This is a genomic window from Pseudomonas sp. PDM18 (assembly GCF_014852585.1).
Classification (GTDB): Bacteria; Pseudomonadota; Gammaproteobacteria; order Pseudomonadales; family Pseudomonadaceae; genus Pseudomonas.
This window is the reverse complement of the sequence record NZ_JACVBX010000008.1, coordinates 167624-186769: the sequence shown is the minus strand read 5'-3', so window position 1 is coordinate 186769 and position 19146 is coordinate 167624. Positions and strand designations below refer to the sequence as shown.

The 19146-nt window shown below is 63.8% G+C and carries 18 protein-coding genes; 13 read left to right on the top strand and 5 right to left on the bottom strand.

Going from position 1 to position 19146, the window contains the following annotated elements; genetic code table 11:
- Positions 1-139 precede the first annotated feature (139 nt).
- The 8 genes from IB274_RS17700 (at position 140) to IB274_RS17665 (ending at position 9339) form a co-directional block, all read left to right on the top strand.
- Complete coding sequence (locus tag IB274_RS17700) at positions 140-889, top strand: gamma-glutamyl-gamma-aminobutyrate hydrolase family protein (protein ID WP_192433258.1); 750 nt, start codon at positions 140-142, stop codon at positions 887-889.
- Positions 890-929: 40 nt separating this feature from the next.
- On the top strand, positions 930-2288 hold the full coding sequence (locus tag IB274_RS17695; protein ID WP_192433256.1) for a glutamine synthetase family protein: 1359 nt from the start codon (positions 930-932) through the stop codon (positions 2286-2288).
- Positions 2289-2349: 61 nt separating this feature from the next.
- Positions 2350-3717 (top strand): aspartate aminotransferase family protein, encoded by a 1368-nt coding sequence (locus IB274_RS17690; protein ID WP_192433254.1) that lies wholly within the window; start codon positions 2350-2352, stop codon positions 3715-3717.
- Between the two features lie 117 nt (positions 3718-3834).
- Complete coding sequence (locus IB274_RS17685; protein WP_192433252.1) at positions 3835-4935, top strand: polyamine ABC transporter substrate-binding protein; 1101 nt, start codon at positions 3835-3837, stop codon at positions 4933-4935.
- 252 nt (positions 4936-5187) lie between these two features.
- The gene (locus tag IB274_RS17680) at positions 5188-6258 is read left to right on the top strand and encodes a polyamine ABC transporter substrate-binding protein (protein WP_225614920.1); all 1071 of its coding nucleotides are present in this window, start codon (positions 5188-5190) and stop codon (positions 6256-6258) included.
- Positions 6259-6407: 149 nt separating this feature from the next.
- Positions 6408-7562: an ABC transporter ATP-binding protein gene (locus tag IB274_RS17675; protein ID WP_045215541.1), complete on the top strand. Its 1155-nt coding sequence runs from the start codon at positions 6408-6410 to the stop codon at positions 7560-7562.
- Positions 7563-7588: 26 nt separating this feature from the next.
- Positions 7589-8470 carry an ABC transporter permease subunit gene (locus IB274_RS17670; RefSeq protein ID WP_192433458.1) on the top strand — a complete coding sequence of 294 codons (882 nt, stop codon included), beginning with the start codon at positions 7589-7591 and terminating at the stop codon, positions 8468-8470.
- Positions 8467-9339: an ABC transporter permease subunit gene (locus tag IB274_RS17665; RefSeq protein ID WP_081515243.1), complete on the top strand. Its 873-nt coding sequence runs from the start codon at positions 8467-8469 to the stop codon at positions 9337-9339. Before IB274_RS17670 ends, IB274_RS17665 begins: the two co-directional genes overlap by 4 nt.
- 421 nt (positions 9340-9760) lie before the next feature.
- Here the strand turns inward: IB274_RS17665 and IB274_RS17660 are convergent, their stop codons facing one another.
- Positions 9761-12148 (bottom strand): penicillin acylase family protein, encoded by a 2388-nt coding sequence (locus IB274_RS17660; RefSeq protein WP_192433248.1) that lies wholly within the window; start codon positions 12146-12148, stop codon positions 9761-9763.
- A 107-nt stretch (positions 12149-12255) separates the two neighbouring features.
- On the opposite strand from IB274_RS17660, the gene IB274_RS17655 reads away from it, so the two are divergent.
- On the top strand, positions 12256-13305 hold the full coding sequence (locus IB274_RS17655; RefSeq protein WP_192433246.1) for an AraC family transcriptional regulator: 1050 nt from the start codon (positions 12256-12258) through the stop codon (positions 13303-13305).
- 3 nt (positions 13306-13308) lie between these two features.
- Here the strand turns inward: IB274_RS17655 and IB274_RS17650 are convergent, their stop codons facing one another.
- Together IB274_RS17650 and IB274_RS17645 are read right to left on the bottom strand one after the other, a co-directional pair.
- Complete coding sequence (locus tag IB274_RS17650; RefSeq protein WP_192433244.1) at positions 13309-13821, bottom strand: transcriptional regulator; 513 nt, start codon at positions 13819-13821, stop codon at positions 13309-13311.
- A gap of 88 nt (positions 13822-13909) precedes the next feature.
- Complete coding sequence (locus IB274_RS17645) at positions 13910-14485, bottom strand: DUF6436 domain-containing protein (RefSeq protein WP_138213745.1); 576 nt, start codon at positions 14483-14485, stop codon at positions 13910-13912.
- Between the two features lie 123 nt (positions 14486-14608).
- On the opposite strand from IB274_RS17645, the gene IB274_RS17640 reads away from it, so the two are divergent.
- Entirely contained in the window at positions 14609-15547 is a 939-nt protein-coding gene (locus tag IB274_RS17640) for an alpha/beta hydrolase (RefSeq protein WP_192433242.1), read from the top strand.
- Between the two features lie 151 nt (positions 15548-15698).
- Here IB274_RS17640 and IB274_RS17635 read toward each other — a convergent pair whose 3' ends face one another.
- Entirely contained in the window at positions 15699-16439 is a 741-nt protein-coding gene (locus tag IB274_RS17635; protein WP_192433240.1) for a hypothetical protein, read from the bottom strand.
- A gap of 100 nt (positions 16440-16539) precedes the next feature.
- Here IB274_RS17635 and IB274_RS17630 point away from each other — a divergent pair, with 100 nt between their 5' ends.
- The gene (locus tag IB274_RS17630) at positions 16540-17163 is read left to right on the top strand and encodes a 2OG-Fe(II) oxygenase (protein WP_192433238.1); all 624 of its coding nucleotides are present in this window, start codon (positions 16540-16542) and stop codon (positions 17161-17163) included.
- 12 nt (positions 17164-17175) lie between these two features.
- Here the strand turns inward: IB274_RS17630 and IB274_RS17625 are convergent, their stop codons facing one another.
- Positions 17176-17724 carry a DUF6160 family protein gene (locus IB274_RS17625; protein ID WP_192433236.1) on the bottom strand — a complete coding sequence of 183 codons (549 nt, stop codon included), beginning with the start codon at positions 17722-17724 and terminating at the stop codon, positions 17176-17178.
- 266 nt (positions 17725-17990) lie between these two features.
- On the opposite strand from IB274_RS17625, the gene IB274_RS17620 reads away from it, so the two are divergent.
- Both IB274_RS17620 and IB274_RS17615 read left to right on the top strand, forming a co-directional pair.
- Positions 17991-18485 carry a DUF523 domain-containing protein gene (locus IB274_RS17620; RefSeq protein WP_045215561.1) on the top strand — a complete coding sequence of 165 codons (495 nt, stop codon included), beginning with the start codon at positions 17991-17993 and terminating at the stop codon, positions 18483-18485.
- Between the two features lie 143 nt (positions 18486-18628).
- The gene (locus tag IB274_RS17615; protein ID WP_192433234.1) at positions 18629-19060 is read left to right on the top strand and encodes a DUF4399 domain-containing protein; all 432 of its coding nucleotides are present in this window, start codon (positions 18629-18631) and stop codon (positions 19058-19060) included.
- The last annotated feature ends 86 nt before the right edge of the window (positions 19061-19146 follow it).

Below are 19146 nucleotides of genomic sequence, written 5' to 3'. Positions count from 1 at the left end.
CGCTTTTGATGAGCGGAGAGCCTTTGCTGGCGGGCTGTTCAGTGGGGCGTGTTTGATTTTTTACATGACTATTGTGTAAAAAAATGAACAAGGCTAAGCTCGGCCTCAAGCCCATAACACTTACAAACACGGGTGTCCCATGTCTCGCCTGCCGTTAATCGGCGTGTCCGCCTGCATCAAGCAGATCGGTTCCAAACCCTACCATGTTGCTGGCGACAAATACCTCAGAGCGCTGATCTCCGGGGCCTCGGGCATTCCTTTGATCATTCCCTCCCTGGGCGATGCCATCGACCAGGAAGACATGTTGGCCGCGTTCGACGGCCTGCTCTTCACAGGCTCGGCGTCGAACGTCGAACCCCATCATTATAGTGGCTCCGCCAGCATTGCAGGCACTCCTCATGATCCCGAGCGCGACAGTACGACGCTGCCGCTGATTCGCCGCGCCGTCGCGGCCGGGATTCCGGTGCTGGGCATCTGCCGCGGCTTCCAGGAAATGAACGTCGCCTTCGGCGGCCCGCTGCACCAGAAGGTGCACGAAGTCGAAGGCTTCATGGACCACCGCGAACCCGCCGGTGAGCCAATTGAAATCCAATATGGTCTGCGGCACGTCGTCGACGTGCAGCCGGGCGGCGTTTTCGCCGGTATCGGGCTACCCTCGCAGTTCCAGGTCAACTCTATTCACGGCCAGGGCGTTGATCGTCTGGCGCCCGGCCTTCGTGTAGAAGCTCTGGCGCCTGACGGGTTGGTTGAAGCCTTCTCCGTCGAAGGTGCGGCCTTCGCCGTCGGGGTGCAGTGGCACCCGGAATGGCAGGTCGAAACGAACCCCAACTATCTCGCTATCTTCCAGGCATTCGGCAAAGCCTGCGGCAAGAGGGCGGGGAACCGCTGAGTCCGGCGTTGGGGCCGGGCTCTCAAACCCTGAGGTCTTTATGACTAGCACGTTAGACCAGCTGAGCAGCTGGTTGAAGGAACGCAAGATCACCGAAGTGGAATGCATGATCGCCGACCTGACCGGGATTGCCCGGGGCAAGATCGCGCCGACCGCGAAATTCCTCAACGAGAAGGGCATGCGCCTGCCGGAAAGCGTTCTCCTGCAGACCGTGACCGGTGATTACGTCGAAGACGACATCTATTACGACCTGCTGGACCCGGCCGACATCGATATGGTCTGCCGCCCGGACGAGAATGCCGTGTTCCTCGTCCCCTGGGCCATCGAGCCGACCGCGATGGTCATCCACGATACCTACGACAAGCTGGGCAACCCCATCGAGCTGTCGCCGCGCAACGTACTCAAGCGCGTCCTCCAGCTATACGCCGACAAGGGTTGGAGGCCGATCGTGGCGCCGGAGATGGAGTTCTACCTGACCAAGCGCAGCGACGACCCCGACTATCCACTGCAGGCACCGATCGGCCGTTCCGGCCGCCAGGAAACCGGTCGCCAGTCCTTCTCCATCGACGCGGCGAACGAATTCGACCCGCTGTTCGAGGACATGTACGACTGGTGCGAACTGCAGGGCCTGGACCTGGACACCCTGATCCATGAAGAAGGCACCGCGCAGATGGAGATCAACTTCCGTCATGGCGACGCCTTGGACCTGGCCGATCAGATCGTGGTGTTCAAGCGCACCATGCGCGAGGCCGCGCTCAAGCACAACGTCGCCGCGACCTTCATGGCCAAGCCGATGACCGGCGAGCCGGGCAGTGCCATGCACCTGCACCAGAGCATCGTCGACATCAAGACCGGCAAGAACATCTTCTCCAACGCCGACGGCAGCATGAGCGAGCTGTTCCTGCACCACATCGGCGGCCTGCAGAAGCTGATCCCCGAGGCGCTGCCGCTGTTCGCCCCGAACGTCAACTCGTTCCGCCGCTTCCTGCCCGATACCTCGGCGCCGGTGAACGTGGAGTGGGGCGAGGAGAACCGCACCGTGGGCCTGCGCGTACCGGATTCCACCCCGGACAACCGCCGCGTGGAGAACCGCCTGGCCGGCGCCGACGCGAACCCTTATCTGGCCCTGGCCGCCAGCCTGCTGTGTGGCTACATCGGCATGGTCGAAGGCCTCAAACCCAGTGCCCAGGTCAAGGGTCGTGGCTATGAACGGCGTAACCTGCGGCTGCCGCTGACCATCGAAGCCGCCCTGGAGTGCATGGAAGGCAGCAAGACCCTGGAGAAATACCTGGGTGACAAGTTCATTCGGGGCTACGTCGCGGTGAAGCGCGCCGAGCACGAGAACTTCAAGCGAGTAATCAGTTCCTGGGAGCGCGAGTTCCTCCTGCTTTCTGTCTGATCGGCGTGGGGTCCGGCGCGTGGCCGGGCCCCGTGTTTCTTAGAGAAGAGGTTTTATCAAGATGACTAACCAGACCAGCGCCAACACCCAACACTGGCAGGCGCTCAGCCGCGATCACCACCTGGCTCCGTTCACCGACTACAAGCAACTGAACGAGAAGGGTGCGCGCATCATCACCAAGGCCGAAGGCGTGTACCTGTGGGACAGCGAGGGCAACAAGATCCTCGACGGCATGGCTGGCCTGTGGTGCGTGAACGTCGGCTACGGTCGCAAGGAACTTGCTGAAGTCGCCTACAAGCAGATGCAGGAACTGCCTTACTACAACCTGTTCTTCCAGACCGCGCATCCGCCGGTGCTGGAGCTGTCCAAGGCCATCGCCGACATCGCCCCCGAAGGCATGAACCACGTGTTCTTCACCGGATCGGGTTCGGAGTCCAACGACACCGTGCTGCGCATGGTCCGCCATTACTGGAGCATCAAGGGTCAGCCGCAGAAGAAAGTGGTCATCGGTCGCTGGAACGGCTACCACGGTTCGACCGTCGCCGGCGTCAGCCTGGGCGGCATGAAGGCGCTGCACGAGCAGGGTGACCTGCCGATCCCCGGCATCGAGCACATCGCCCAGCCTTACTGGTTCGGCGAAGGCGGCGACATGGACCCGGAAGAGTTCGGCGTCTGGGCTGCCGAACAGCTGGAGAAGAAGATTCTCGAAGTCGGCGAAGACAAGGTCGCCGCCTTCATCGCGGAGCCCCTGCAGGGCGCGGGCGGCGTGATTATTCCGCCGAAAACCTACTGGCCGAAGATCCGCGAGATCCTCGCCAAGTACGACATCCTGTTCATCGCCGACGAAGTCATCTGCGGCTTTGGCCGTACCGGCGAATGGTTCGGCAGCCAATACTTCGGCAACGCCCCGGACCTGATGCCGATCGCCAAGGGCCTGACCTCCGGCTACATCCCCATGGGCGGTGTGATCGTTCGCGACGAGATCGTCCATACCCTGAATGAGGGTGGGGAGTTCTACCACGGCTTCACTTACTCTGGTCACCCGGTAGCCGCAGCGGTGGCACTGGAAAACATCCGCATCCTGCGGGAAGAGAAGATTGTCGAGCGTGTGAAGAACGAAACGGCACCGTATTTGCAGCAGCGCTGGCAAGAGCTGGCCGACCATCCCCTGGTAGGCGAAGCCCGCGGGGTAGGCCTGGTGGCAGCACTGGAGCTGGTGAAGAACAAGAAGACCCGCGAGCGCTTCGAAGGCAAGGGTGTCGGGATGCTGTGCCGCGAGCACTGCTTCCGCAACGGTCTGATCATGCGCGCGGTGGGAGACACTATGATTATTTCGCCGCCGCTGGTGATCGAGAAATCGCAGATCGATGACCTGATCACCCTGGCGCGCAAGTGCCTCGATCAAACCGCCGCAGCCGTTCTGTCTTGAGTCTTTCACCAGACCTTTGACAGACTGCGCCTGTGCGTTGGCCAGGCTCACCGGGTGGTGACGGAAGGAGATGTCCACGCCACCCGGAACATCAAAAAAACAAACGGAGCTACCCGCATGTTCAAGACCTTCGGCAAATCCCTGCTCGCCGTGACGCTGGCAGGTGCTGTGGCTGGTATGGCGCAGGCTGACGACAAAGTACTGCACGTCTACAACTGGTCGGACTACATCGCGCCGGGCACGGTCGATCAGTTCACCAAGGAAACCGGAATCAAGGTCGTCTACGACGTCTACGACAGTAACGAAGTGCTGGAGGCCAAGCTGCTGGCCGGCAAGTCGGGCTACGACATCGTGGTGCCGTCCAACTCCTTCCTGGCCAAGCAGATCAAGGCTGGCGTCTACCAGCCGCTGGACAAGTCCAAGCTGCCGAACTGGAAGAATCTCAACCCCGACCTGATGAAGACCCTGGAGATCAGTGACCCGGGCAACCAGTACGCGATCCCGTACCTGTGGGGCACCATCGGCATCGGCTACAACCCGGACAAGGTCAAGGCCGCGCTGGGCGACAACGCTCCGGTGGATTCCTGGGACCTGGTGTTCAAGCCGGAAAACATCCAGAAGCTGAAGTCCTGCGGCGTGAGCTTCCTCGACTCGCCGACCGAAATGCTGCCGGCCGCCCTGCACTACCTGGGCTACAAGCCCGATAGCCAGGATCCGAAAGAGCTGAAGGAAGCCGAGGCGCTGTTCCTGAAGATTCGTCCGTACATCTCCTACTTCCACTCCTCCAAGTACATTTCCGATATCGCCAACGGCAACATCTGCGTGGCCATCGGTTACTCGGGTGACGTGTACCAGGCCAAGTCTCGCGCTGAAGAAGCCAAGAACAAGGTCACCGTGAAGTACAACATTCCGAAGGAAGGCGCCGGCGCGTTCTTCGATACCGTCGCCATTCCGAAGGATGCGGAGAACTCCGAAGCCGCCCTGAAGTGGATCAACTTCCTGCTCGAGCCGAAAGTCATTGCCGAGATCAGCGATACCGTTTCCTACCCGAACGGCAACTCCGCCGCCACTCCGCTGGTGAGCGAGGCCATTCGCAAGGATCCGGGCATCTACCCGACCGACGAGGTGATGAAGAAGCTGTACGCCTTCCCGGACCTGCCGGCGAAGACCCAGCGTCTGATGACCCGTAGCTGGACCACCATCAAGTCCGGCAAGTAATCGGGTAGTCGCTGCCGCCTGGCGCGGCAGTGGATGGTCCGGGCAAGCGGCGGGGGAGTGCGCTCCTCCGCCCGCTACCGGCAGCAACAAACAGCTTCCATCGGTGGAATGGCTGCGCAAGCCCCGGCGCTCTCGTGCTGTAGAGGGTTCGGCGCTATCCACGGACCGGCCGTCGAAACCCCGGCAGCAACCGACCGAAGTAGTCAAAAACAACGAGAGGACTCACGTGTGCGCATTCCCTTCCGCAGAACCCTGATCGCTGCAGTCTCCGTCTTCGGCCTGACTTCGCTGGCACAGGCGCAGCAGACCGTCCACATCTATAATTGGTCGGACTACATCGGTGAAACCACCCTCGCCGATTTCGAGAAGGAAACCGGTATCAAACCGGTGTACGACGTCTTCGACTCCAACGAAACCCTGGAAGGCAAGCTGCTGGCCGGTCGCACCGGCTACGACGTGGTCGTGCCGTCCAACCACTTCCTCGGTCGCCAGATCAAGGCCGGTGCATTCCAGAAGCTGGACAAGAGCCAGCTGCCGAACTGGTCGAACCTCGACCCGCACCTGATGAAGCAGCTCGAGGCCAACGACCCGGGCAACCTGTACGGCGTGCCGTACCTGTGGGGCACCAACGGCATCGGCTACAACGTTGAGAAGGTCAAGGCCGTGCTGGGTGTCGACACCATCGATTCGTGGGCCGTCCTCTTCGAGCCCGAGAACATGAAGAAGCTCAGCCAGTGCGGCGTCGCCTTCCTTGATTCGGGCGACGAGATGATGCCGGCTGTGCTCAAGTACATGGGGCTGGACCCCAACAGTACCAACCCGGATGACTACAAGAAGGTCGAAGAGAAGCTGATGGCGGTGCGTCCGTACGTCACCTACTTCCACTCTTCCAAATACATCTCCGACCTGGCCAACGGCAATATCTGCGTCGCTGCCGGCTTCTCCGGTGACGTATTCCAGGCTGCCAACCGCGCCAAGGAAGCCGGCAAGGGCGTGAACATCGCCTACGCGATTCCCAAGGAAGGCGCCAACCTCTGGTTCGACATCCTCGCCGTGCCGAAGGATGCCTCCAACCCGAAGGCGGCCCACGCGTTCATCAACTACCTGCTCAAACCCGAAGTGATCGCCAAGGTCAGCGATTACGTCGGTTACGCCAACCCGAACCCCAAGGCTGGCGAATTCATGGATGAGTCCGTGCGCAACAATCCTGAGGTTTATCCATCCCAGGAGGTTCTCGACAAACTCTTCGTGCAGCATGAGCTGCCGCCGAAGATCCTGCGCCTCATGACCCGTTCCTGGACCAAGATCAAGTCGGGCAAGTAAGACGGTTTTCCCCAAATCCGTCCGCGCGGGCACGGAGCGTCGCAGGGCCCCTCGAAAGGCCCAGCGGCGCACGTAAACTGCGCCAGCCCTGTAATACCAAGCATGCCCGGCCGCGGGGGCCGGGCCTCTATGATTTGGGAGTTGTGGTAATGGCAATAGCCTCCGGTGCCTACAAGAAAGCCTTGAGTGGCGACCAGAAGCCTAAAGAGGTTCTGGTAAAAATCGACCGGGTCAGCAAGCAGTTCGACGAAACGCTGGCTGTGGACAGCGTGTCCCTGGACATCAAGAAAGGCGAAATCTTCGCCCTGCTGGGTGGTTCGGGTTCGGGCAAGTCGACCCTGCTTCGCATGCTGGCTGGTTTCGAGCGTCCCACTGAAGGTCGCATCTTCCTCGATGGCCAGGACATTACCGACCTGCCGCCCTATGAGCGGCCGATCAACATGATGTTCCAGTCTTACGCCCTGTTCCCTCACATGAGCGTGGCGCAGAACATCGCCTTCGGCCTGAAGCAGGACGGCCTGCCCAAGGCTGAGATCGACAAGATCGTCGACGAGATGCTCAAGCTCGTGCAGATGACCCAGTACGCCAAGCGCAAGCCGCACCAGCTCTCCGGCGGCCAGCGTCAGCGCGTGGCCCTGGCCCGCTCCCTGGCCAAGCGTCCGAAGCTGCTGCTGCTCGACGAACCCATGGGCGCTCTGGACAAGAAACTGCGTTCCCAGATGCAACTGGAACTGGTGGAGATCATCGAGCGCGTGGGCGTGACCTGCGTGATGGTGACCCACGACCAGGAAGAGGCCATGACCATGGCCCAGCGCATCGCCATCATGCACCTGGGTTGCATCGAGCAGATCGGCAGTCCGATGGACATCTACGAGACGCCGGCCAGCCGCCTGATCTGCGAGTTCATCGGCAACGTCAACCTGTTCGACGGCGAGATCGTCGAGGACCTGCAGGACCACGCGGTCATTGCCTGCCCGCAGCTGGAAAACCCGATCTACATCGGCCACGGCATCAGCACCCGTGCCGAGAACAAGCGCATGACCTACGCGCTGCGTCCTGAAAAGGTCATGGTCAGCGCGCAGAAGCCGGAAAACCTCGAGCACGAAGGCTTCAACGTCGCCCAGGGCACCGTCCACGACATCGCCTACCTGGGCGGTCACTCGGTGTACTACATCAAGCTGACCTCCGGCTTCATCGTCCAGGCCTTCATGGCCAACGCCGAGCGCCACGTTGCGCGCCCGACCTGGGACCAGCCGGTTTACATCAGCTGGTACGACGACAGCGGTGTGGTACTGCAATCATGAACATCAGCAAATCGCTCATGAAACGCCTGCCGAACGGCCGGCATGCCGTGATCGGTGTGCCGTTCTTCTGGCTCTTCCTGTTCTTCCTGCTGCCCTTCGCCATCGTGCTGAAGATCAGTCTGGCGGCAGCGGACGTGGCCATTCCGCCGTACACCGAAGTCTTCCAGTACGCCGACCAGACGCTCCAGGTTGTGATGAACCTGGGCAACTACCTGATGCTGACGGACGACCCGCTCTACATCGACGCCTACCTGGGCTCGCTGAAGATGGCGGCGATCAGCACCTTCCTGTGCCTGCTCATCGGATACCCGATGGCCTATGCCATCGCCCGCGCCAGCAAGGAAATGCAGACCGTCCTGCTGCTGCTGATCATGATGCCGACCTGGACGGCGATCCTGATCCGCGTGTACGCCTGGATGGGCATCCTGTCCAACAACGGCCTGCTCAACAGCTTCCTGATGTGGCTGGGCATCATCAACGAGCCGCTGACGATCCTGAACACCAACTTCGCGGTGTACATCGGCATCGTCTACTCGTACCTGCCCTTCATGGTCATGCCGCTCTACGCCAACCTGGTGAAGCACGACATGAGCCTGCTGGAAGCCGCGTCCGACCTCGGCGCGCGCAACTTCACCAGCTTCTGGAAGATCACCGTCCCGCTGTCCAAGAACGGCATCATCGCCGGCTGCATGCTGGTGTTCATCCCGGCTGTGGGCGAGTTCGTGATCCCGGAACTGCTCGGTGGCCCCGAGACGCTGATGATCGGTAAGGTGCTCTGGCAGGAATTCTTCAACAACCGTGACTGGCCGGTGGCTTCTGCCCTTGCCGTGGTGATGCTGCTGATCCTGATCGTGCCCATCATCCTCTTTAACAAGAACCAGGCTAAAGAGCTGGAGGGCAAGGTATGAACAAGCGCTGGTCGTTCTCCAACATCATGCTGGTGTTGGGCCTGCTCTTCATCTACGTGCCGATGCTCATCCTGGTCATCTACTCGTTCAACGGCTCCAAGCTGGTGACCGTGTGGGGCGGCTGGTCGGTGAAGTGGTACGTCGGCCTGCTGGACAACCAGCAGTTGGTCGGTTCGGTGTTCCGCTCGCTGGAGATCGCCTGCTACACCGCGATTTCCTCCGTGGCCCTGGGTACGCTGGCCGCCTTCGTGCTGACCCGCATCCCGCGTTTCCGTGGCCGCACGCTGTTCGGCGGCATGGTCACCGCGCCGCTGGTCATGCCCGAGGTGATCACCGGTCTGTCACTGCTGCTGCTGTTCGTCGCCATGGCCCAGCTGATCGGCTGGCCGCAGGAGCGCGGCATCGTGACCATCTGGATCGCCCACACCAGCTTCTGCTCGTCCTATGTGGCAGTCGTGGTGTCGGCGCGCCTGCGTGAGTTGGACCTGTCCATCGAGGAAGCGGCCATGGACCTGGGCGCCAAGCCCTGGAAAGTGTTCATGCTGATCACCATCCCGATGATTGCCCCGTCGCTGGCGGCGGGCGGCATGATGTCCTTCGCCCTGTCGCTGGATGACCTGGTACTGGCCAGCTTCGTGTCCGGTCCTGGTTCCACCACCCTGCCGATGGAAGTATTTTCCGCCGTGCGCCTGGGCGTGAAGCCGGAGATCAACGCCGTGGCCAGCCTGATCCTGCTCACCGTTTCGCTGTTCACCTTCTTCGCCTGGTACTTCACCCGTCAGGCCGAGGAACGTCGCAAGCGTGCGATCCAGGAAGCCATGGAGTCCAACGCGACCGACTGGCAGAAGGGTTCGACAGCCACCGCCTGACGCCGTCTTGTCGGCCGGTAGTATCCGGCGATTGTCGAACCACGGGCCACCTTCGGGTGGCCCGTGTTTTTTGCACACACGTTATTCCGAAGTGCTTGGAAGTACGGGGTTTATCGGAAAAATCCGTGGGTTGCAAAGCCCCCCACCCGGCCGATTGCCAACTACGCTCTAAGCGTTCGGTGGCGCTTTCCGGTCACCCCCCGAACCAGGACCGGATCGTGCCGCCGGCAAACTTCCAGTGACGCCTTATGGCACTCCGTGCGGGAGACGGCGCCCAATACAACACCCCGATCGTTATCCCTTGGGGAAATAACGCGCCAGGGAGCTTCGGCATCTCCCGCAACACTCTCTATATCGCACCAATGAAAAACCCCGCAGGAGCGGGGTTTTTCATTTCCGTTTAGCTCTAGTCGACCGGGCTTCAGCGACGCACGGGAATCAACCGCAGGATGCCCTTTGTGTTGGCCTTCACCTCGTTGTCGTCGTAGTGCTGCGGCAAGTACTGGCCCTCGATGTACGCCTCGGCCTGGTCGTCGTAGTGCTTGTCGAATGGCACGCCGCTCTGGCCTACAGGGTTGATGCCCAGGCTGTGGGCCGGGTCGGCGAAGTCGATCAGGCGACGGGTGGACGGGCCGTAAATCACCTGCCAGGGCGCCGGGCCGACGCGGGCGGACAGGTTGTTCGGCACCTCATGGCCGCCAGGAGCGGCGAACGGACCGACGTTGAAGATGCGGTCCAGCGGCTTCTGCTGGCCCAGCGGGTGGCCGTGGGTGAGGGTGTGCGCCTTGCCCCACTGCCACTGCTTCGAGTCCTGGCCGAGTTTGGCGCGCAGGTGCGCCAGGCTGTCCTTCCAGGCGGCCTTGACGATATCGGTGCGGGTTTCCTTCTGCGGCGTCTTGCGGTTGTCCCACCAGGGCGAGTTCTCGTCGGCGGCCAGGCGCGGCAGAGCGACGTCGAGCACGCGGGTGGACAGCAGGTTGTCGAAGAAGGCGTCGCCCATCTCGTCGCGCATGGCGCCGTCGGCGATCTGGTAGAGCAGTTGGTTGAACACGGTGGCGGTGACCGAATCCAGCGGATGGTCGCCCTGCCAGCTTGCGAGGTTCTCCACCAGCGCCTTTTCTTCGTCGGTCGCGGCGGCTCCACGCAGGATCGGCAGCAACGGCTTGAGGACACGCGGGCCGTAGCCGGTAGCGGTGTCCAGTTGCAGCGCCTGGCTATTCTGCAGATCCCACTTCACGGAAGTGTCGGACAGGCGCTTGTCCAACTGCTGGCCGCGATCGGGCAGGTTGTAGTAACCCGGAATCGGCCGGCCGTTGGCCGGCACCGGCTGGAAGTTGGCGGAGACGATGTAGCCGCGCGCCGGGTTTTCTTCCTGCGGGTTTTCGCTGAAGGGGTAGAAACCGCTCTTGTCGGCCTGATCGCTGGCGCCGTCGAGCAGGAAGTTCGGGTTGACCCCGTCCGGGCGCACAGGCAGCTGCGCTGATGCCCACCAGCCGATGTCGCCACGAGCGTTGGCCCAGACCACGTTGAGGCCCGGCGACTGGATCTTCGAGGCAGCCGCGCGGGCCTTGGGCAGGGTATCGGCGCGGTTCAGCTCATAGAAGGCGTCGAGGATCGGGTTCTGGGTTTCCAGGAAAGCCCACCACATGGAAACCGGTGTCTTGCCTGCGGCGGTGCCCAGCGCATCGTTGACCAGCGGGCCGTGGGGCGAGCTGCGCAGGGTGATCTTCACTGGCGCCTCGCCCTTCACCGCGATGCTCTGCTCCTCGCTTTTCAGGTCCGTCCACTGGCCGTGGTACCAGACCTGGTTGGGGTTGTCCGGGTTGACCTTCTCGGCGACCAGATCGACGTCGTCGTTCTGGAACATGGTCAGGCTCCAGCCGAACTGCAGGTTGTGGCCGAGCGAGGCGAAGGGGTTGAGCGCCTGGTAGTGGCCGTACAGCTCGAAGCCCGGCGCGCTGGCCTGCATCTCATACCACACTGCCGGCACGGCGAAGCGGATGTGCGGGTCGCCGGCCAGCAGCGGCTTGCCGCTCTTGGTGCGGCTGCCGGAGACGGCCCAGGCGTTGCTGCCCTCGAACTGCGGCAGGCCGGCCTTCTCCAGCGCGGCGTGGCTCAGGCGGGCGATGGCGCTCAGGTCCTGCCAGTCGGCGGCGGCGAGCGCCTTGGGGGTCATCACGCCTTCGGGATGCCAGTCGAGGTCGAAGACCTTCAGGTAGTCCGCGCCCAGCTCGTCGCGAACGTAGGTCAGCACCGGCTCGGTGCGGAAGGCGGCGGCGAAGCTGTAGGCCATGTAGCCGGCAACGCTGACGGTGTCTTCGGGGGTGAAGGCGCGCTTGGGAATGCCGAGGATGTCGAATTCCACCGGGCGCGGATGGCTGTCCTGAAACTGGTTGACGCCATCGAGGTAGGCGACCAGCGCCTTCCAGGCCGGGGAGTTCTTGTCCTGCCTGGCCACGTATTCGGCGGCGTGGTCGCGGATGCGCAGGCTGCGGAACATGCGGTCGGTGTCCACCAGCTTGGGCCCGAGCACCTCGGCCAGCTCGCCTCGGGACAGGCGGCGGAGGATTTCCATCTGGAACAGGCGATCCTGGGCGTGGACGTAGCCGATCGCGCGGTACATGTCCTCCTCGCTGCCCGCCTTGATGTGCGGCACGCCGCGCTCGTCGTAGCGAACCGTGACTTCGCTGGCCAGGCCGGCCAGGGGCAGTTGTCCGTCGCGTACCGGCTGCTTGCCGTGCAGGTACCAGCCGGTGCCCGCCGCAGCAGCGGCGACAACGACAGCGAGGACAGTCAAAGTGCGTTTCATGCGGCAACTCCTTGTTGTTATGCGGCGATTCTGCAGTGGATAGCGCACGTCGCTCATTGACCAAACGTCTCGCTACTGGAATTCTCCGGTCAATCCCAGGAGTGACCATGGCCGCCCCCGAGCTGAACTTCCCCGCCACCCCGGCGCTGACCCAGTCCGCCACCCTGCGCCGCCAGTTGTACGAGGCGCTCTCGGTGCTGGGCTTCGACCCCACCGATATCTACCGCCAGGCCCTGCAGAAGGTGCGCCTGCCGCCGCCGGCGCAGAGTGGCCGTCTGGTGCATGACGACGCTCCATTGTTCTGGACGATGCTTGACGAAATTACCGGCGACGCCGATATCGGCCTGCACCTGGGCGAGGCGATGAAGCCGCGTCTGCTGGACGTGGTCGGCTACCTGCTGATGGCCAGCAGCGACCTGCGCGAGGCGCTGCACAGTTTCCTGCGCTTCCAGCACATCCTCTCCGGGGGCTTTGCCGCGCAGATGCGCGAGGAGGGCGAGCAGGTGCGGCTGATCCTCGACCTCAACTATCTGGGCACCAGCAACCTGCGCCAGCAGATGGAGTGCCTGATGCTGCTGTTCCTCAAGCTGCTGGCGCTGATCACCGACGATGAATTCCGCGTCCAGGCCATCGAGTTCCGCCATCCGCAGCCGCGTCGGCTGAGCGAGCACCGGCGGCTGTTCGGCCTCACGCCGAGCTTTGGCAAGCCCAATGACGCCTTGCTGTTCGATCGCGCCCAGATGTCTCGGCCTTCACGTACTGGCAACCCGGTGCTGCACCGATTGCTCACCGAGCACGCGCGGGAACAGCTGGGCACGCTGGACGAGAACGACCTGCTCAATCGCCTGCGCTACCTGATCGCAATACGGTTGGGGGAGGAGGAGTGCACTCTGCAAAGTTGCGCCCGCGAACTCGGCGTGCGGCCGGGGCTGCTGCAGCGCAACCTGGCGAGCCGGGCGCAGACCTTCAGGGAGGTGCGGGAAGAGGTGCGCCGGCAGCGTGCCGCGCAGCTTCTGGAACAGGGCGAGGCTATCCGCGAGGTGGCGCGGGCCTGTGGTTTTGCAGAGCTGTCGCCGTTCTATCGCGCGTTCAAGCGCTGGTACTCGGTGCCGCCCGAGCGCTATCGCCAGCGCCTGCAGGGCGGCACCGAAGGCTGATGGTTACTCGGCCAGCGGGATTTCGCGGCTGACTTCCAGCAGCGCCATGGCATCAAGCTGGTCTTCGATCTGCAGGAAGCGCAGGGCGCGCTGTGGCGAGACTTCCTTGGCGATGCGCTTGAGGTACTTCTCTTTCAGCTCCTGGCGGTCGTCCTGCAACTCCAGCACCTGCTTCTGCAGTTTGGCCGACTCGTCGTTGCTCACCGAGCCAGTGTTATAGCTGTTGGCGTAGTCGATGATGATCGCCAGGGTCTGCTTGCTCAGTTTGTCCGCCTCGGTGCGGTAGCTGTTGTAGATCGGCCAGAACTTCTCGGTTTCCTGCGGGGTGAGCTTCATGTTGGCTTCGACGATGCGCTTGCGCTTGTAGTCGATGTCGGCGATGCGGTTGTTGATGGCCTGCTTGTGTTGCTCCATCACCTGTTTGCTGCTGGGTGCATCTTCGGCGTGGGCGGCCAGGGGCAGCACTAGCCCGGTGGAGAGAACGGCGCAGAAGGCGAGGGCGGAAGGAAGACGCATGCGAAAAGCTCCTTGGTGGCGATCGGCCCCTCATGGGCCGGCGAACCAAGTGTAGTCACGGATTGGCCATTGGCTTCGTTGATGCGGCTCAGTGCTTTGCGCCATCCCAGGGGCAATAGCAGCCCACGGCCAGGGTGTGCGTCGCGTTCACCTGGCGGCCGCCCACCAGGGCGTCGAGGATCGGCTCGATGAAGCTGTTGCCGGAGGTGCACACCGCACCTTCGCTGTAGGGGCCGAAGTAAGCCAGCTTGCCCTGGGCGTCCCAGATCGCCACGGCGGGGCTGGCGGGCAACTGCTCGGCACCGGGCAGCGAGTCCAGCGCGCGCATGGCGTTCAGCGTGTCCGGCAGGTGGCCGCGGCTCCCGGGCTTCTGCACGGCGAAGAACTCCACGCCCTGCGGGCCAAAGCGCTGGATCAGCTCGGCGAGGTGCTGCTGGTTGCCGACGTTGCACGGGCAGGCCGGGTCCCAGAAGTGCACCAGGCGGATCTTGCCGGGGCCGGCCAGCTGCGCGGGCAGCATCAGGTGGTCGCCGGAAAACAGTTGCGGCTGGTGGCTGAACGGGCGGATGAAGCGATTCTCGTACCACCAGTAGGTGGCAAGCAGCGCTCCCAGGCAGAGCGCGGCGATCAGCCAGGTGAGCAACGATTTTCGGCGTGAGGACATGGCGGCGACCAGTGACAGAGTCGGTAAGATAGCCGACAAGCTTGCCACGGGGGCGAGCGCGGCAGAATATCCCGCTGCTGCACGCGCTCCCTTCGTCACCCGCCTGCCAGAAGCGAAACGCCCATGCCTGAAGCCTTCCAGCCCGATCTGCTGCGCCCCCTGCTGCGACCTCTGACCGCAGAGGCGAACGAGGTTGGCATCGCGTTGTACCAGCATTTCTACGGCCTGGACCTGCACGCCCGTCATCCCGGCCTGCAGAGTCGGCTGGGCACCTTCGAGGCCGGCGGCTACCAGATCGCCGCGCAGTACTGGCGACCGGTGCTGGCGCGAGGAACCGTCGTGCTGCTGCACGGCTACTACGACCACATGGGCCTGTACCGCCACGTGATCGACTGGGCGCTGGGCATGGGCTTCGCGGTGCTGGCCTGCGACCTGCCGGGGCACGGCCTGTCGGGCGGGGCCGCCGCCAGCATCGGCGACTTTGCCGAATACCAGGTGGTGCTGGGCGCGTTGCTGGGCCAGGCCCAGGAGCTGGACCTGCCGCAACCCTGGCATCTCTGTGGGCAGAGCACCGGCGGGGCGATCCTGCTGGACTACCTGCTCACCGGCGCACCGCGCCCAGAGCTGGGCCGCACCATCCTGCTGGCGCCGCTGGTGCGTCCACGGGCCTGGGGCTGGTCGAAGTTCAGCTACCAGATGCTGCGGCCCTTCGTGGACTCGATCCCGCGACGTTTCAGCGAGAACTCCAACGACGCCGAATTCCTTTCTTTCCTGCGCGATCGCGATCCGCTGCAGCCGAAGATTCTGCCCACGGCCTGGGTTGGTGCGCTGGCGCGCTGGATTCCGCGCATCGAGGCGGCCGGCCACGGGGTGCAGAGCCTGCTGGTGGTGCAGGGCGATGCCGACGAGACGGTGGACTGGCGCTACAACCTGAAGGTGCTGGAGGACAAGTTCGAGAAGATCGAATGCCTGCTGCTCACCGGCGCGCGGCACCACCTGGCGAACGAGAGCGAGACGCTGCGCCGGCGTTATTTTGATTTTCTCAGTGAGCGGATGGCGTAGCGGGGACTGCGGGGAAGAGAGCCGCTGTAGTCGAGGGTGTGTCCTTCACTCCTTGCGCCATGATCCTCAGGCGCCACCCTCTGTACAGCGGGTGCCATTCTAGGGGAGGTGTTCCTCGGAGTGGTCCGCAAGGTCCGTAGGTGATTTCCGATCACTGTCCGTTGGACGACACCGCTAATCCAGCCTTAAGGGCAGCCAGGGCGGCGCGGTAGTAATCGCGGCCTGCCGGCGACTCGCTGAAGTCGGCGAACTGGCCCAGCTCGGCGTCGCTAAGGCCGCGATAGACGTACAGCAGTGTGTTGTCGAGATCGGCGCCGATCTGGCTCATCAGCTTCTGCCGCTGGCCTTCGAGCATGCCCTGGGCGCTGCCGCCACCGAGCAGGCCGGGAAGCATCTGGCTGAGGCTGTCGGCGGCCACGCTGGCCAGCGCCAGGCTGACTTCGGCGCCAGCTTCGCGGGCCGGCAGGATCTGGCTCAGGCGATGGATGATCTGCTTGCGCGCATCGCTGGCCTGCTGGCGTGGCAGGCCATTGGCGTATTTCTGCAATTGGTCGCTGCGCGTGGCCAGGGTCTCGGCACCGGCCACCTTGCGGCCCAGTGGCGACTCGAAGAAGTTCACCGCCGCCGTGCTGTCGGGCAGGTTCTGGCGTAGGCCGTTGAGAGCGCGCTGATCGATGTCGGCGGGGGCGAAACGCTGGTTGCTGTTGTCCACCAGCGTCTGGTACAGCGCTGGCGGCAGGTTGCCCTGGTAGCGCTTCTGCGCGGCATGCAGGGCGTCATTGAAGTGCGCTCGCTGTTCCGGCCAGCCGGCGGCCTGGTACAGGCGCTGGTAGTTGTCGGCCAGGGCAGGCATGCCCAGTACAAGAAGGGTGAGGGCCAGCAGTACGCGCATTGCAACTCCTTTTGGGCGGCAGGGTTCGCTCGCCGGGGGCTATTGTCGGCAAGGCTTGCCCCGCTTGTCGAGACACTAGCGCCGGACGTTACAATGCGCGATGTGCTTCGACGCCGTCTCTCCCCTCCTGCAAAGCATCGTTGACGACCTCGCCGAGAAGGGCTGGTCGCAGCAGGACGCCTTCCTTCCCGATGCCCTGGTTGCCCAGCTGGCGACGGAATGCCGTGCCCGCGACGCGGCCGGCAAGCTGGCCTCCGCCGCCATCGGCCGGGGCGACGGGCAGGCCGTGCGCGAGGGCATTCGCGGCGATCGTATCCAGTGGCTGGAGCCCGGCCAGTCCGAGGCCTGCGACCTTTACCTGGGTGCACTGGACGCGCTGCGCCAGCAGATCAATCGCTCGCTGTACCTGGGCCTGGAAGACTTCGAGGGGCACTTCGCGCTCTATCCGCCTGGGGCGTTCTACCAGAAGCACCTGGACCGCTTCCGCGACGACGACCGCCGCACCCTCTCCGCCGTGTTCTACCTCAACCGCGACTGGCCGGTGACGCAGGGCGGCGAGCTGCGGATGTACCTCCCCGACGAACGGATACTGGATCTGCCGCCGCTGGCCGGCCGGCTGGTGGTGTTCCTCTCCGGCGACTTTCCCCACGAGGTGCTGCCGGCCACCCGTGAGCGCCTGTCGCTCACCGGCTGGTTCCGCCGCCGTGGCGATGCCGCGCGCTGAACGCCGAATGCGTCAGTGGCCCCAGATCTTCAGGGTACCGCTGATGTCCTGGATGTCGCGCACTTCGATGCTCCCCAGCTTGCCTCCACCCACATAGAGATCGCCGGCCACGCGCAAACGGATGGTCTGCGACGGCAGCCCGCTGGCATTGAGCTGCTGGTTGATGGTGGTCAGGTCGGGCAGGGTCAGCGCCAGTTGCTGCTGCCCGCCAGCGCCCTGCACTACGTCCACCTGCAGGGTCGGCTGTTCAATGCCGAAGATCGGTAGGCTCAGGCCCAACTGCGCGGGCCCGTAGGGCAGGCTGCCGCCACGCCCGTCGGGGCAATCGCCGGCACCCACGCATCCGTTGTCGATGAACACGTTGCGCAGCGAGACGCTGCCGCCGTCGTCTTTCCACGCCACGCTGTCCATGTGCGCGAGCACGTCGGCGCGGATGCTGATGCCGTCCTGGCCGGTGACGGCGCCCAGGTGCTCGTTGTCCAGCGCCCGGAGTTCGGCGAAGGCCAGCGGCAGGCAGGAGAGCGCGGCGAAGGTGGCGGTGCAGAGCAAGAGACGCGGCATGACGGAGGCTCCATGGCGATTGGCCGATGCGCGAGTCTGGGTGGCGGCCTGCCTGGCAGCCAGTGCCGGATGGCTGTTCCCGTCGAAGGTTGTGCTTGGCTCGGGTCTGAGCGTGCGCCGACGACCGGCACGCCGCTCAAGGACCCGACTTTCGGCGGGCAGGAAACCTGTTGCGACAGACGCTCCGATGAAAGTTGCGTTACCTGGCGTGACCGGCAAACGGTGAGCGGCTAGTCTGTCCCCTTCCAAAAGGGAGTGATTCGCCTATGCAGAAGGTTCTCGTCAGCCGCTGCCTGCTTGGCCATCGCGTCCGCTACGACGGCGGCGCGCACGGGCCGTTCGACCTGCTGTCACGCTGGCTCGACCAGGGGCGGGTGGTCGCGTTGTGCCCGGAAGTCGCCGGCGGCTTGCCGACGCCTCGCGCCCCGGCGGAGATCCCCGGCGGTCAGGGCATGGCGGTGCTGGAGCGCGCCCGCCCGGTGATGACGGTGGAGGGCGAGGACGTCAGCGATGCCTTCCTGCTTGGTGCCGAAGAGGCCATGGCGCTGGTGCGCCGCCACGACATCCGTCTGGCGGTACTCAAGGCGCGCAGCCCTTCCTGTGGCAACCGCGAGAACTACGACGGCAGCTTCAGCGGCCAGAAGGTTGCTGGCGAAGGCGTTACCGCCGCCGCGCTCAAGCGCATGGGCGTGTTGGTGTTCAGCGAGGAAGAACTGGACGCCGCCGCCGTCTGCCTGGCCGGGCTGGAAGCCGGAGGCTAGAGCGCTTTCCGACACTCGAAGACGCACTATTTTCCTTGAGCCTGCCGCCCTGGCGCCTATGCTTGTGCGTTCCATGCGTAAAGGCGCGGGCCGGCTTGAGCGGATCCTTCGCCTTTTCGATTTCCACGTAGAAGGAGAAGAACATGAGAACCCTGCTGCCTTGCCTCGGTCTTGCCGCGCTGCTTGCCGGTACTTCCGCCATCGCCGCGGAAATCCCGCGCACCCCGGCCCCGGAAGGCGCCAAGGTGTACTTCATCGAGCCGGCCGACGGTGCCACGGTGGACAAGACCTTCACCGTCAAATTCGGCCTCAAGGGCATGGGCGTCGCGCCGGCGGGCGTGGATTCGCCGGCCACCGGGCACCACCACCTGCTGATCGACCTCAAGGAGCAGCCGGCGATGAACATGCCGCTGCCGATGACCGACCAGATCAAGCACTTCGGCAAGGGCCAGACCGAGACCCAGGTGACCCTGCCGCCGGGCAAGCACACCCTGCAGCTGCTGGTGGGCGACAAGAACCACGTGCCGTTCGACCCGCCGGTGGAGTCGCAGCAGATCACCATCAATGTGAAGTGACGATTGGCTTGGGCGTGGGGGCTTGCCCTCACCCTAACCCTCTCCCGGAGGGAGAGGGGACTGTCCTGAGTGTGCTGATGTTCTGG

Bases quoted from the DNA above. Each gene is read 5' to 3' on its own strand.
- IB274_RS17615 (WP_192433234.1), top strand. From the start codon at position 18,629: ATGAGAACCCTGCTGCCTTGCCTCGGTCTTGCCGCGCTGCTTGCCGGT.
- IB274_RS17650 (WP_192433244.1), bottom strand. From the start codon at position 13,821: ATGCGTCTTCCTTCCGCCCTCGCCTTCTGCGCCGTTCTCTCCACCGGG.
- IB274_RS17695 (WP_192433256.1), top strand. From the start codon at position 930: ATGACTAGCACGTTAGACCAGCTGAGCAGCTGGTTGAAGGAACGCAAG.
- IB274_RS17690 (WP_192433254.1), top strand. From the start codon at position 2,350: ATGACTAACCAGACCAGCGCCAACACCCAACACTGGCAGGCGCTCAGC.
- IB274_RS17685 (WP_192433252.1), top strand. From the start codon at position 3,835: ATGTTCAAGACCTTCGGCAAATCCCTGCTCGCCGTGACGCTGGCAGGT.
- IB274_RS17665 (WP_081515243.1), top strand. From the start codon at position 8,467: ATGAACAAGCGCTGGTCGTTCTCCAACATCATGCTGGTGTTGGGCCTG.
- IB274_RS17675 (WP_045215541.1), top strand. From the start codon at position 6,408: ATGGCAATAGCCTCCGGTGCCTACAAGAAAGCCTTGAGTGGCGACCAG.
- IB274_RS17700 (WP_192433258.1), top strand. From the start codon at position 140: ATGTCTCGCCTGCCGTTAATCGGCGTGTCCGCCTGCATCAAGCAGATC.
- IB274_RS17635 (WP_192433240.1), bottom strand. From the start codon at position 16,439: ATGCGCGTACTGCTGGCCCTCACCCTTCTTGTACTGGGCATGCCTGCC.
- IB274_RS17645 (WP_138213745.1), bottom strand. From the start codon at position 14,485: ATGTCCTCACGCCGAAAATCGTTGCTCACCTGGCTGATCGCCGCGCTC.
- IB274_RS17655 (WP_192433246.1), top strand. From the start codon at position 12,256: ATGGCCGCCCCCGAGCTGAACTTCCCCGCCACCCCGGCGCTGACCCAG.
- IB274_RS17660 (WP_192433248.1), bottom strand. From the start codon at position 12,148: ATGAAACGCACTTTGACTGTCCTCGCTGTCGTTGTCGCCGCTGCTGCG.
- IB274_RS17630 (WP_192433238.1), top strand. From the start codon at position 16,540: ATGTGCTTCGACGCCGTCTCTCCCCTCCTGCAAAGCATCGTTGACGAC.
- IB274_RS17620 (WP_045215561.1), top strand. From the start codon at position 17,991: ATGCAGAAGGTTCTCGTCAGCCGCTGCCTGCTTGGCCATCGCGTCCGC.
- IB274_RS17640 (WP_192433242.1), top strand. From the start codon at position 14,609: ATGCCTGAAGCCTTCCAGCCCGATCTGCTGCGCCCCCTGCTGCGACCT.
- IB274_RS17625 (WP_192433236.1), bottom strand. From the start codon at position 17,724: ATGCCGCGTCTCTTGCTCTGCACCGCCACCTTCGCCGCGCTCTCCTGC.